This window comes from Enterobacter cloacae complex sp. 382A5 (assembly GCF_050031095.1).
In the GTDB taxonomy this organism is placed as follows: domain Bacteria; phylum Pseudomonadota; class Gammaproteobacteria; order Enterobacterales; family Enterobacteriaceae; genus Enterobacter; species Enterobacter cloacae.
Window position 1 is genome coordinate 436,434 of record NZ_JBLGVK010000001.1, and the last position, 13,197, is coordinate 449,630.

The window sequence follows — 13,197 nt, forward strand, 5'->3', positions numbered from 1 at the left end:
CTTTTATAAGGATTAAAAATGAATTCAACGATCTGGCTGGCACTGGCGCTGGTTTTAGTCCTGGAAGGCCTGGGCCCGATGCTCTATCCGCGCGCCTGGCGTCGCATGATCGCCACCCTGAGCCAGTTGCCGGATAATATTTTGCGCCGATTCGGCGGCGGTCTTGTGGTTGCTGGCATTGTTATCTACTACATGTTGAGGAAAACGATTGGCTGATCAAAAAGTGATCGGTTTTGGCATATTTTGGGGTCAAAAAGTGCTGTATATCTGAAAAAGCGATGGTAGAATCCATTTTTAAGCAAACGGTGATTTTGAAAAAAATGGGTAACAACGTCGTCGTACTGGGCACCCAATGGGGTGACGAAGGTAAAGGGAAGATTGTTGATCTTCTGACTGAACGGGCTAAATATGTTGTACGCTACCAGGGCGGTCACAACGCAGGCCATACTCTCGTAATCAACGGTGAAAAAACCGTCCTCCATCTTATTCCATCAGGCATTCTCCGCGAAAACGTCACCAGCATCATCGGTAACGGCGTAGTGCTGTCTCCGGCTGCGCTGATGAAAGAGATGAAAGGTCTGGAAGACCGTGGTATCCCGGTTCGCGAGCGTCTGCTGCTCTCCGAAGCCTGCCCGCTGATCCTTGATTATCACGTGGCGCTGGACGTTGCGCGTGAAAAAGCGCGTGGCGCGAAAGCGATCGGCACCACCGGTCGTGGTATCGGCCCGGCTTATGAAGACAAAGTGGCTCGTCGCGGCCTGCGCGTGGGCGACCTGTTCGATAAAGCCACCTTCGCTGAAAAACTGAAAGAAGTGATGGAATATCACAACTTCCAGCTGGTCAACTTCTACAAAGCAGACGCTGTTGACTACCAGAAAGTGCTGGATGATGTCATGGCGATTGCAGACATTCTGACCGGCATGGTAGTTGATGTGTCCGATCTGCTGGACCAGGCGCGCAAGCGTGGCGATTTCGTCATGTTCGAAGGTGCGCAGGGTACGCTGCTGGATATCGACCACGGTACCTATCCGTACGTAACCTCCTCTAACACCACCGCAGGTGGCGTGGCGACCGGCTCTGGCCTGGGTCCACGTTATGTGGATTACGTTCTGGGCATCATCAAAGCGTACTCCACTCGCGTGGGTGCGGGTCCATTCCCGACCGAACTGTTTGATGAAACCGGCGAGTTCCTGTGCAAGCAGGGTAACGAGTTTGGCGCGACCACCGGTCGTCGTCGTCGTACCGGCTGGCTGGATGCAGTGGCTGTGCGTCGTGCAGTGCAGATCAACTCCCTGTCTGGCTTCTGCCTGACCAAACTGGACGTCCTGGACGGCCTGAAAGAGGTGAAAATCTGCGTCGGCTACCGCATGCCAGATGGCCGTGAAGTGACCACCACTCCGCTGGCTGCTGACGACTGGGAAGGTATCGAGCCAATCTACGAAACCATGCCAGGCTGGTCTGAGACCACTTTCGGTGTGAAAGAGCGTAGCGGCCTGCCACAGGCAGCGCTGGATTACATCAAGCGCATTGAAGAACTGACCGAAGTGCCGATCGACATTATCTCTACCGGCCCGGATCGTACTGAAACGATGATCCTGCGCGACCCGTTCGACGCATAATCTTCGTGACTGCTGGCCTGCGGGGAAACCCGTAGGCCGGATAAGCGTAGCGCCATCCGGCGACCGCTCCTGGATATCCGCTTTTTCGCCCCGTCTGTCAAATAAATTAGCCCCTAACTATCTGGCTGGTTTATCATCATTAATGAATATCTCTGCGGTTTTACCGCGTTTTCCCTTTTTTCCTGAGGTTGATGTGCAGTTAACAAGTTTCACCGATTACGGCTTACGCGCGCTAATCTACATGGCGTCGTTACCCGATGGGAAAATGACCAGTATCTCTGAAGTGACAGAGGTCTACGGCGTGTCCCGTAATCATATGGTCAAAATAATCAATCAACTTAGTCGTGCCGGATACGTTGCTGCCGTCCGCGGGAAAAATGGTGGGATCCGTCTCGGTAAACCGGCGCAAAGTATTCGTATTGGGGATGTGGTGCGTGAACTGGAGCCTTTGTCTCTGGTGAACTGCAGCAGTGAGTTCTGCCACATTACACCCGCTTGTCGCCTGAAACAGGCGCTTTCTCTGGCCGTGCAAAGTTTTCTTAAGGAACTGGATAACTACACGCTGGCCGATTTGGTTGAAGAGAATCAACCGCTTTATAAATTATTGCTGGTGGAATGAAGAAAATTTCCACCGGAGCTGACAACGGAGGAACCGATATGTCACATGATCCTTTCCAGGAACGCGAAGCTGAAAAATACGCGAATCCTATCCCCAGCCGCGAGTTCATCATTGAACACTTAACAAAACGCGAAAAACCCGCCAATCGTGAAGAACTTGCTGTTGAATTAAACATTGAAGGTGAAGAGCAAACTGAAGCCCTTCGCCGCCGCCTGCGCGCCATGGAGCGCGACGGGCAACTGGTCTTTACCCGCCGCCAGTGCTATGCGCTGCCAGAACGCCTCGACCTGTTGAAAGGGACCGTCATTGGTCACCGCGACGGTTACGGTTTTTTGCGCGTAGAGGGCCGTAAAGACGATCTCTACCTCTCATCCGAACAGATGAAAATGTGTATCCACGGCGACCAGATCCTGGCGCAGCCGCTGGGTGCCGATCGTAAAGGCCGTCGCGAAGCACGCGTGGTTCGCGTGCTGGTGCCAAAAACCAGCCAGATCGTTGGCCGCTACTTTACCGATGCCGGTGTAGGCTTTGTGGTACCGGATGACAGCCGTCTGAGCTTCGATATTCTGATCCCGCCTGAAGAGGTGATGGGCGCGCGCATGGGCTTTGTGGTAGTAGTGGAGCTTACCCAACGTCCAACGCGTCGCACCAAAGCGGTAGGTAAAATCGTCGAAGTGCTGGGCGATAACATGGGTACCGGCATGGCTGTTGATATGGCCCTGCGTACGCATGAGATCCCTTACATCTGGCCAAAAGCGGTTGAAGAGCAGATTGTGGGTCTGAAGGAAGAGGTGCCGGAAGAGTCCAAAGCGGGACGCGTGGATCTCCGCAGTTTGCCGCTGGTCACCATTGATGGTGAAGATGCCCGCGACTTCGATGACGCCGTATACTGCGAGAAAAAACGTGGCGGCGGCTGGCGTCTGTGGGTTGCTATCGCCGACGTGAGCTATTACGTTCGTCCCCATACGCCGCTCGATAACGAAGCGCGCAGCCGTGGTACGTCGGTTTACTTCCCGTCTCAGGTGGTACCGATGCTGCCGGAAGTGCTTTCCAACGGCCTCTGTTCCCTGAACCCGCAGGTTGATCGCCTGTGTATGGTTTGCGAGATGACCATCTCCAGTAAAGGTCGCTTAACCGGTTATAAATTCTACGAAGCGGTAATGAGCTCCCATGCGCGTCTGACCTACACCAAGGTATGGCATATGCTGCAGGGCGATCAGGATCTGCGTGAACAGTATGCGCCGCTGGTGAAGCACATCGAAGAGTTGCATAACCTCTACAAAACGCTGGATCAGGCGCGTGAAGAGCGTGGCGGGATCTCGTTTGAGAGCGAAGAGGCGAAGTTCATTTTCAACGCTGAACGCCGCATTGAGCGTATTGAACAGACCCAGCGTAACGATGCGCATAAGCTGATCGAAGAGTGTATGATCCTGGCGAACATCTCGGCGGCCCGTTTTGTCGAGAAAGCTAAAGAGCCGGCGCTGTTCCGTATCCACGATAAACCGTCGACGGAAGCCATTACCGCGTTCCGCTCCGTACTGGCTGAACTCGGTCTGGAGCTGCCTGGCGGTAACAAGCCAGAGCCGCGCGACTATGCCGAGCTGCTGGAATCCATTGGCGATCGTCCGGATGCAGAAATGCTGCAGACCATGCTGCTGCGCTCCATGAAGCAGGCGATTTACGACCCGGAAAACCGTGGTCACTTCGGTCTGGCGCTGCAGTCTTACGCGCACTTTACATCGCCGATCCGCCGTTATCCGGACCTGTCTTTGCACCGTGCGATCAAGTATCTGCTGGCGCAGGAGCAGGGCCGTAAAGGAAACACGACTGAAACCGGCGGGTACCACTATTCAATGGAAGAGATGCTGCAGCTTGGCCAGCACTGTTCCATGACCGAACGCCGTGCCGATGAAGCGACGCGCGAAGTCTCTGACTGGCTGAAATGCGACTTTATGCTGGATCAGGTCGGTAACATTTTCAAAGGTGTTATCGCCAGCGTGACCGGGTTTGGTTTCTTTGTTCGCCTTGACGAGCTGTTTATCGACGGTCTGGTGCATGTCTCCAGCCTCGATAACGACTATTACCGTTTCGACCAGGTTGGACAGCGCCTGATTGGTGAATCGGGTGGACAGACCTATCGTCTTGGCGACCGGGTGGAAGTGAAAGTCGAAGCCGTCAACATGGACGAGCGTAAGATTGACTTCAGTCTGATCTCCAGCGAGCGCGCGCCGCGCAACGTAGGTAAAACCGCGCGTGAGAAGGCGAAAAAAGGCGGTAACGGCAACGCGAGCGGCAAACGTCGTCAGGCGGGCAAGAAAGTGAACTTCGAGCCAGACAGCGCCTTCCGCGGTGAGAAAAAGCAGAAGCCAAAAGCGGCGAAGAAAGAGGCTCGCAAGGCGAAAAAGCCGTCCGCGAAAACACAGAAAATTGCTGCTGCGACCAAAGCGAAGCGCGCAGCGAAGAAACAGCAGGCGGAGTAAATTCTCCCCTCACCCTGACCCTCTCCCCACTGGGGAGAGGGGGAAATACCTTTTATGAGAATCATCAATGAGTGAAATGATTTACGGCATCCACGCGGTGCAGGCCCTGCTGGAGCGCGCACCGGAGCGTTTTCAGGAAGTGTTCATTCTGAAAGGGCGTGAAGACAAACGTCTGATGCCGCTGATCCACGCACTGGAAGCGCAGGGCGTGGTGATCCAGCTGGCCAACCGCCAGTTCCTGGATGAGAAAAGTGAAAGCGCGGTTCACCAGGGGATTATTGCCCGCGTGAAGCCAGGCCGTCAGTATCAGGAAAACGATCTGCCGGATTTGATCGCTGCACTGGATAACCCGTTCTTCCTGATCCTTGATGGCGTGACCGATCCGCACAACCTCGGCGCGTGCCTGCGCAGCGCCGATGCGGCGGGCGTGCACGCGGTGATCGTACCGAAAGATCGTTCTGCACAACTGAACGCAACGGCGAAGAAAGTGGCCTGCGGTGCAGCGGAAAACGTTCCGCTGATCCGCGTCACCAACCTGGCGCGCACCATGCGTATGCTGCAGGAAGAGAATATCTGGATCGTCGGTACCGCCGGTGAAGCGGATCATACTCTGTATCAGAGCAAAATGACCGGCCGTCTGGCGCTGGTAATGGGTGCGGAAGGTGAAGGTATGCGTCGCCTGACGCGTGAGCACTGCGACGAGCTGATCAGCATCCCGATGGCGGGCAGCGTGTCGTCTCTGAACGTTTCTGTTGCAACGGGTATTTGCCTGTTTGAAGCGGTACGTCAGCGCGGCGAATAAACAGCAAGGCCGTCCTGTGGACGGCCTTTTGTGTTTTATCTCTCTCCCGGTGGGTGAGGGCACCAGACGGTGACAACCTTACTCCTCCAACGTCCGCAAATGGTCATCCTTCCTGAGCGTCATCAGCGCCACAATACTCACCACCGCCGTCGCCATCACGTAATATGCCGGAATGTCGAGGTTTCCCGTCTCCTTAATCAACCCGGTAATAATAAGCCCCGCACACCCCGAGAAAATGGCATTCGACAAGGAATACGCCAAACCAAGCCCGGTATAGCGCACACGCGTCGGGAACATCTCTGAGAGCATTGCCGGCCCTGGACCTGCCAGCATGCCCACCAGACCGCCAGCTATCAATACCACCATCGCTTTTACCGCGAGGGTACTGGACTCCGCCTGCAGAATTTTCAGCAGCGGCAGGGCGAGGATCAGCAGTAACGCGGTGGCGATAATCATCACCGTGCGGCGGCCAATCCTGTCGCTCAGGATCCCCGACGGAATAATGGTGAGTGCAAAGCCGACGTTCGAAATCACGGCTATCAACAGTGCCTGGTTAAATCCGGTGTGCAGTGCCGATTGCAGATAGGTCGGCATAATCACCAGATAGGTATATCCCGCCGCCGACCAGACCATCACCCGGCCAATTCCCATCACGATCGCTTTAATTGTGGCGACGGTACTGGCCTGCGCGATCAGCGGTTTTTCCTGCTGCTGCACGAAGCTCGGCGTCTCTTCCATACTCACCCGCAACCAGAGCGCCACCCCCCCCATAGGCAGGGCCAGGAAAAATGGGATACGCCAGCCCCAGTCATACAGGGCTTCCGGTGTCAGTAAGGCAGAAAGCAAGGCGACAATACCCGCGCCCGCTAATAGCCCCAGCGCCACCGTGAACGATTGCCATGCGCCATACAGACCACGTTTACCGCGTGGTGCAAATTCCGTCATCAAGGAAACCGCACCACCGTACTCACCCCCCGCGAACAATCCCTGCAGGATGCGCAGCAACGTAACGATCAGCGGCGCAGCGATACCGATGCTGGCATAGACTGGCACAACACCGATGGCGGCGGTGGCGAGCGTCATCAGCACCAGCACAATAATCAGCGTCGGTTTGCGGCCAATCCGGTCGCCGATGCGGCCAAATACCACCGCCCCCAGTGGGCGGAAAAAGAAAGCGATGGCAAACGAGGCGTAGGTGAGGATTAGGCTGGTCAGCCCCGACTCGCCTTCAAGCTGGAAGAAGTTTTTCGCAATCACGGTGGCCAGAAAGCCGTAGACCGCAAACTCATACCACTCGATGAAATTACCAATGGAGCCTGCAATTAACGCACGCTTATGCGCATTCGGTTGCATAACTTTCCTCACTGAAAGGGGTAAGAATAAATTATTCAATAAAAGTGAAGTGATGAAATAGTTTATTCTTATGTTCTGTGAGCTATTTCACGAATGATATCAGCGGGATCGCTACCGTGTGACCTTACTCCCATGCAGCGTGCACAGGGTCTGTCCATACTTATCTTCATTGCCACTGAAGGAGGGAGACAGCATGCACTGGCAAACACATACCGTTTTTAACCAACCCGCACCGCTTTCGAACAGCAACCTTTTTCTCTCTGATTGTGCCCTGCGTGACGCGGTGGCCCGCGAAGGCGCGGAGTGGGATAGCGAGTTGCTGGCTAGTATCGGCCAGCAGTTAGGTACGGCGGAGTCGCTGGAGCTTGGCAGGCTGGCGAACGTCAATCCGCCGGAGTTACTTCGCTATGACCCCACCGGTGAGCGGCTGGATGATGTCCGTTTTCACCCCGCCTGGCATCTTCTGATGCAGGGGCTGTGCGCTAACCGGGTGCATAACCTGGCGTGGGAAGAGGAGGCGCGTAAAGGCTCCTTTGTCGCTCGCGCCGCGCGCTTCGTGTTGCATGCTCAGGTTGAGGCCGGAACGCTGTGCCCCGTGACCATGACGTTTGCCGCCACGCCGCTGCTGCAACAGGCGCTCCCTGAACCTTACCAGAACTGGCTCACGCCGCTACTGAGCGATCGTTATGATCCTCACCTTGCCCCTGGAGCCCAAAAGCGCGGCCTGCTGATCGGCATGGGGATGACGGAAAAACAGGGCGGCTCGGACGTGCTCAGCAACACTACCAAAGCAGAAAAGTGCAGCGACGGCAGCTACCGGCTGGTGGGTCATAAGTGGTTTTTCTCTGTGCCACAAAGCGATGCGCATCTGGTGCTGGCACAGGCGAAAGGCGGGTTGTCCTGCTTTTTTGTTCCTCGCTTTTTGCCTGACGGGCAGCGCAACGCCGTGCGCCTGGAGCGGCTGAAAGACAAGCTCGGCAACCGCTCTAACGCCAGCAGTGAAGCGGAGTTTCTGGATGCGTCCGGCTGGCTGTTAGGGGAAGAGGGGGAAGGGGTACGACAGATCCTCCGCATGGGCGGGTTAACGCGTTTTGACTGCGCTCTGGGCAGCCATGGGTTGATGCGTCGGGCATTATCCGTGGCGCTGTACTACGCCCATCAGCGGCAGACGTTTGGAAAAAACCTCATCGATCAGCCGCTGATGCGCGACGTCCTGAGCCGCATGGCGCTGGTGCTGGAGGGGCAAACGGCGCTGCTGTTTCGTCTTGCCCGGGCGTGGGATAAACGCGCCGATCCGCTGGAGGCGGCCTGGGCGCGGCTTTTCACACCAGCCGCGAAATTCAGCGTCTGCAAAGCGGGTATCCCGTTCGTGGCAGAGGCGATGGAGGTGTTGGGCGGCATCGGGTACTGCGAGGAGAGTGAACTCCCCCGTCTGTATCGCGAGATGCCGGTGAACAGCATCTGGGAAGGCTCAGGGAACATCATGTGTCTGGATGTTCTGCGCGTTCTGGCGAAGCAGCCGGGTATGTTCGATCTGCTGGCAGAGGATTTTGCGCAGGTGAAAGGTCAGGACAGACACTTCGATCGCAGCTGGCGGCAGTTGCAGCAAAAACTGCGTAAACCGCAGGAGGCGCAGGGGCGGGAGATTGCGCATCAGCTATTCCTGCTGGGCGCCGGAAGCCAGATGCTGCGGCACGCCTCTCCGCCCGTCGCGCAGGCGTGGTGCCGCATGATGCTGGATACCCGTGGCGGCACGCTGATGACAGAGCAGGTTCAAAGCGATCTTCTGCTACGCGCCACGGGCAGGGTAGGCTAGTTTTTAAGCTGGAACAGGCTCACCAGTTGAGTGAGGTGCGACCCTTTCTCGCGCAGTGATTGTGCGGTTTGCTCGCTGCGCGAGACGCGATCGGCGTTGATGTGGGAGGCTTCACCAATATGGGTCATGGCCAGATTCACCTGACGGATCCCCGCCGACTGTTCGCGGGATGCATGGTTAATCTCGGTCACCAGTTGGTTGATGTTATCGATGTGCGCGATGATGGCATCCATCGCCAGACGCGTCTGCTCTGAGAGCGCATGGCCTTCACTCACCTTGTTCAGCGTGTCGCCAATCAACTGCTCAATCTCTTTCACCGCATTAGCGCTGCGTGCCGCCAGGGCGCGCACTTCCTGCGCGACCACAGCAAACCCTTTTCCGTGTTCGCCGGCGCGTGCTGCTTCAACCGCTGCATTAAGCGCCAGAATGTTAGTCTGGAAAGCAATCGACTCAATCACGCGCGTGATGTCCTCGATGCGCTTTGAGGCGTCGCGAATATCGTCCATGGTGGAGACTGCGTTCGTCACCGTCTCGCCCCCCTGATGGACCGCGCGTGAGGTTTCCCCCACCAGCTGCTGCGTCTGTTCCATATTGGCCGCGTTTTGCTGCACGGTTGCGGCGAGTTGTTCCATACTCGCGGAGGTCTCTTCAACGCTACTGGCCTGTTTGTTGATCTGCTCTGAGATCTCACCGGTATCAGAGGCCAGGGCGTTAGTGCCCAGATGGATCTCGCCTGCGGCCTCGCGTACCTGCAGGACAATCTTTTGCAGACCGCCGCCGATCCCGTTGATGGCGTCGATAAGCTGGCCAACCTCATCCTGGCGGGTAACGGACAGGCTGGCACGCAGATCGCCTGCCGCATATTGTCGGGCAAGGTGAATGACGTTACGCAGCGGACGCGTCAGCATGCGACGAATGATGATGACAAACAGCGCGGCAAACAGGACTGACAGCGCCACGCCTGCCAGCAGGAAGCGATCCCGCATCGTGGTGACGCTTGAGAGCAGCGCCGATTTATCCACTTCCCCCACAATGGTCCAGTTCCAGCCTGGCAGCGGCGTATAGGCCATTTTCAGTATGCGACCATCCTCACTTGCGCGTTCCAGCGTGCCCGGGGTATTGCTCAGCAACTGCTGCTGGGTGGCGCTGTCCCACTCAGGAAGCTGGCCTTCCCGGTTCGAGTGGAAAAGGAACTGTCCGCGCGTTTTACCGTTGCTGCGATCCAGCACGAAGAAGTGTCCGCTGTCACCTAAACGACGATTGAGAATTTTTTCGCGCATCACGTTCCAGGAGTGGGTGATATCCACACCAACAAAAATGATCCCAATGACCTGGCCTTCTGCGTTTTTGAACGGCTGATACTGGGTGATATAGCGCTTACCGAACAGCAACGCCAGACCGCGATAGACCTCGCCTTTAGTGACGGCCGCATAGGCCGGGCTGGCAGTGTCCAGAACGGTACCCATTGCCCGATCGCCGTTCTCTTTGCGCAGGGAGGTGGCGACACGGACAAAGTCATTACCGCTGCGCACAAACAGGGTCGAGATTGCCCCTGTACGCGTCAGGAAGTCGTCAGAAAGTGCATTGTTTTCATGCAGGCCTGTTTCACCCCCTTTCAGAAGGGGAACGCTAAGCCCGTTAATGGTCTGGAGTTGACTGCTGTCGACGCTCAAAGGCTGCGGTAAAAAGGTGGTGAACAGCCGGGTATAGCTCTCGACCTCTTCGCTCAGACTGGTGTTAAACATCTGTACCATATCAACCATACCGGTGGACTGGTTATGCAGGTCTTCTACCGCAAGGGCTTCAAGCTGCTGGCTGGCTTTATGGCTGAGCAGAAAAGTGAAAAGCAGAAACAGCGTGGCGACACTCACGCCGGTAAGAAGCGATAGCTTTGCGCCCAGACCCGCACGGCGAAAAAAGGTGATCATAAATTGCTCATTATTGAAAAGGTATGGCTTTTCAACGGCAGGACAGAGCTAACATTTACTTAAATAATGTAACAAAATGTTATCAGGTTGTTTTTAATAGGGTTGAAAGAAGATAAAAAATTTGCAAAAACGAAAAGCCACTAAAAATAAGTGGCTTTTATCGGAGGTGATTAGACGTAGAGAATAGCCTGTACGCGCCAATGATCGCTGCGGTTATCTTCCTGCATCTGAATAATTCGATACCAGGAAGCGCCCTGTTCATCGGCTTTTAGTGCCACGACACGTTCAACATCTTGCGGGCTCCCCGAAATGTTATTGACGGAGATCTGGCCAATTTCATTAAGGCCAGTGACGCAATCAGCACTGGCGAATTCTGCTGACTGTGCAGTCGTGCTCACAAGGCCTACTGAGAGCAACAGAGAGGTCAAAGCAAGAGTTCGTTTCATTGTCAGCTCCATTTCACATTTCTCCGGTATCCGCCGGGCACTCCTTCGCAAATAAACTCACTTCCATTGTCGCGGGCATGGAGTTTATTGTGGACAGGAAAATGTCTATGGACGCAAAGCAGTGTAAATGTCGTTCAAATGAAGATCGTTATTTACGGTACAAAATAGCCTGTGAATACCACTGTCCCGTAATGATGGTTTCATCGATCATAATGATGACGTAATAATCTGCTTTGGCGGCGGCAGCTTGCGCCTTTATTGACTCCTCTGCGTCATCCGGGGATCCGCGAACCAGCGCGGAGACGGTACCCATTCGTTGTAATCCTTCCGTCTGATTACGACGAATCTCCTGCGGATGGTCGGCGACCGGGGGAGCGGGTTGCGGTGTCCCCTGTAGTGCACTACAGCCACTGAGCAGAACCAGCAACAATAAAGTAGCAAACCTGCGCATAACCATATCTCGTTTCCTGATAGCCATAGTGTAGTTGTCTGCGAATTTAGTTTTGGGGGAATGTTCCCGAAGTGTTATCTGGTACGTATATTTCGAATGAAAATATCGTGAAAGCGTAATCCAGTTCTCAACATTATGAATCATTCATCAGCACAGGGTCGACAATGATTGAAATTGAAACTCGCCGCCTCGGCAATCATGAAATATTACACGCTATCCCTGCGGGAAAAAGTGCACACCCGCTGCCTGTTGTGGTTTTTTATCATGGCTTTACTTCATCGAAGCTGGTTTACAGCTACTTTGCGGTGGCGCTGGCGCAGGCCGGTTTTCGGGTAGTGATGCCGGATGCGCCCGATCACGGTGCACGTTTTACCGGTGATGAACAGGTGCGACTTGGGCAGTTCTGGCAGATTTTGCACGGTAGCCTTACCGAATTTGCCGGGCTGCGCGATGCGCTTTACCAGGCGGGGCTGGTGGCGGATCAACGGCTGTCGGTGGCCGGCGCATCGATGGGGGGAATGACGGCGCTCGGGATCATGGCCCGCCACCCTGAGGTGAGCTCCGTGGCGTGCCTGATGGGCTCGGGCTATTTTACGTCATTGTCAAAAACGCTGTTTCCACCGCAAGACGCGACGGAGATTGATGCGTTGCTGGCCGAATGGGAAGTGACCCGGGCGTTATCGCGTCTGGCCGATCGCCCGTTGCTGTTGTGGCATGGTGACGCGGATGATGTGGTGCCCCCTGGCGAAACCTTCCGTCTCCAGCAGGCACTACAGCGCGAAGGGCTGGACGGCAACCTGACCTGCCTGTGGGAAGCGGGGGTTCGCCACCGTATCACGCCAGCGGCGCTGGACGCGACGGTGGACTTTTTCCGCCAGCATCTTTAAACGCGCAGAATTTTGACGCCCTGATCTTCCAGCTTCTGGAGGATCTCTGGATTGGCATGTTTGCCGGTGATCACCATGTCAATCTGTTCGGCGCGGCTGAACAACATGCCAGCTCGCTCGCCGACTTTGCTGCTGTCGACCAGTACGACGAGCTTGCCCACGACGTTAAGCATATTTTGCTCTGCCATCGCGGTTAACATGTCGGTTTTGTAGAGCCCGTCCGCGGTCAGGCCTTTGCCGCTGGTAAACATCCAGTGCCCGGCATAGAGGCTGTTTTCGCTATCCTGGGGACTGAGGGTAATGGATTGGCTCTTATTATACTGGCCGCCCATGATCACCACGCTTTCATGTTCCTGATCGATAAGATAGTTAGCCAGCGGCAGATAGTTGGTGATGATTTGCACCGGTTTACCGCACATCTCGCGGCCCAGCAGAAATGCCGTGGAGCCGCAGTTGATCACCACGCTCTCACCCGGGTTGACCAGCTGTGATGCGGCTCTGGCAATGCGCACTTTTTCATCGTGGTTTTGCGCCTGATGGATGTTCATCGGCGTCCAGCGGGGGCGCTGCTGGCTGATGGCTTCCGCGCCGTTACGGACTTTTTTCAGCTTACCGCTCTCATCCAGCTTGTTGATATCTCGTCGTGCCGTCGCGGGTGAAATCCCTAAACGTTCGATCACTTTCTCGACGGTGATAAACCCTGTTTGCGCCAGGAGTTCCAGTAATATTTGATGCCGTTGCGCTTCCGTCATGAGCTATTCCGATAAGAATTGATTTGAAAAGATGATATTTGAAA

Annotated in this window: 12 protein-coding genes; 7 read left to right on the forward strand and 5 right to left on the reverse strand. The window is 55.5% G+C overall.

The features are described from left to right. The first annotated feature begins 18 nt into the window (after window positions 1–18). From ACQG2G_RS02070 to rlmB, 5 genes are all read left to right on the forward strand, one after another. On the forward strand, window positions 19–216 hold the full coding sequence (locus ACQG2G_RS02070; RefSeq protein WP_013095291.1) for a DUF2065 domain-containing protein: 198 nt from the start codon (window positions 19–21) through the stop codon (window positions 214–216). A 104-nt stretch (window positions 217–320) separates the two neighbouring features. Further along, a complete protein-coding gene (locus ACQG2G_RS02075; protein WP_006178975.1) occupies window positions 321–1,619 on the forward strand; it encodes an adenylosuccinate synthase in 1,299 nt (432 codons plus the stop codon). A 193-nt stretch (window positions 1,620–1,812) separates the two neighbouring features. After that, window positions 1,813–2,238: a nitric oxide-sensing transcriptional repressor NsrR gene (nsrR, locus tag ACQG2G_RS02080; protein ID WP_014830384.1), complete on the forward strand. Its 426-nt coding sequence runs from the start codon at window positions 1,813–1,815 to the stop codon at window positions 2,236–2,238. A gap of 38 nt (window positions 2,239–2,276) precedes the next feature. Continuing rightward, window positions 2,277–4,718, forward strand: coding sequence for a ribonuclease R (gene rnr / locus ACQG2G_RS02085; RefSeq protein WP_061772496.1), 2,442 nt, complete (start codon window positions 2,277–2,279; stop codon window positions 4,716–4,718). Window positions 4,719–4,785: 67 nt separating this feature from the next. Next, the gene (gene rlmB, locus ACQG2G_RS02090) at window positions 4,786–5,520 is read left to right on the forward strand and encodes a 23S rRNA (guanosine(2251)-2'-O)-methyltransferase RlmB (protein ID WP_061772497.1); all 735 of its coding nucleotides are present in this window, start codon (window positions 4,786–4,788) and stop codon (window positions 5,518–5,520) included. Between the two features lie 78 nt (window positions 5,521–5,598). On the opposite strand, the gene ACQG2G_RS02095 is transcribed toward rlmB, so the two are convergent. Next, entirely contained in the window at window positions 5,599–6,873 is a 1,275-nt protein-coding gene (locus tag ACQG2G_RS02095) for an MFS transporter (protein WP_058683935.1), read from the reverse strand. Window positions 6,874–7,066: 193 nt separating this feature from the next. Here ACQG2G_RS02095 and ACQG2G_RS02100 point away from each other — a divergent pair, with 193 nt between their 5' ends. Beyond that, entirely contained in the window at window positions 7,067–8,689 is a 1,623-nt protein-coding gene (locus ACQG2G_RS02100; protein ID WP_061772498.1) for an isovaleryl-CoA dehydrogenase, read from the forward strand. On the opposite strand, the gene ACQG2G_RS02105 is transcribed toward ACQG2G_RS02100, so the two are convergent. The 3 genes from ACQG2G_RS02105 to bsmA all read right to left on the reverse strand — a co-directional run bounded on the left by ACQG2G_RS02105 (window position 8,686) and on the right by bsmA (window position 11,541). Next, entirely contained in the window at window positions 8,686–10,617 is a 1,932-nt protein-coding gene (locus tag ACQG2G_RS02105; RefSeq protein ID WP_058650672.1) for a methyl-accepting chemotaxis protein, read from the reverse strand. The two genes, ACQG2G_RS02100 and ACQG2G_RS02105, sit on opposite strands and share 4 nt — an antisense overlap. Window positions 10,618–10,787: 170 nt before the next feature. Beyond that, on the reverse strand, window positions 10,788–11,075 hold the full coding sequence (gene yjfN, locus ACQG2G_RS02110) for a DUF1471 family protease activator YjfN (RefSeq protein ID WP_013095298.1): 288 nt from the start codon (window positions 11,073–11,075) through the stop codon (window positions 10,788–10,790). Between the two features lie 136 nt (window positions 11,076–11,211). Continuing rightward, complete coding sequence (gene bsmA / locus ACQG2G_RS02115) at window positions 11,212–11,541, reverse strand: biofilm peroxide resistance protein BsmA (RefSeq protein WP_071830088.1); 330 nt, start codon at window positions 11,539–11,541, stop codon at window positions 11,212–11,214. 137 nt (window positions 11,542–11,678) lie between these two features. Between bsmA and yjfP the strand changes: the two genes are divergently transcribed. After that, a complete protein-coding gene (gene yjfP, locus ACQG2G_RS02120) occupies window positions 11,679–12,401 on the forward strand; it encodes an esterase (protein ID WP_058650669.1) in 723 nt (240 codons plus the stop codon). On the opposite strand, the gene ulaR is transcribed toward yjfP, so the two are convergent. Further along, entirely contained in the window at window positions 12,398–13,153 is a 756-nt protein-coding gene (ulaR, locus tag ACQG2G_RS02125) for an HTH-type transcriptional regulator UlaR (protein WP_013095301.1), read from the reverse strand. The two genes, yjfP and ulaR, sit on opposite strands and share 4 nt — an antisense overlap. Window positions 13,154–13,197: the final 44 nt, after the last annotated feature.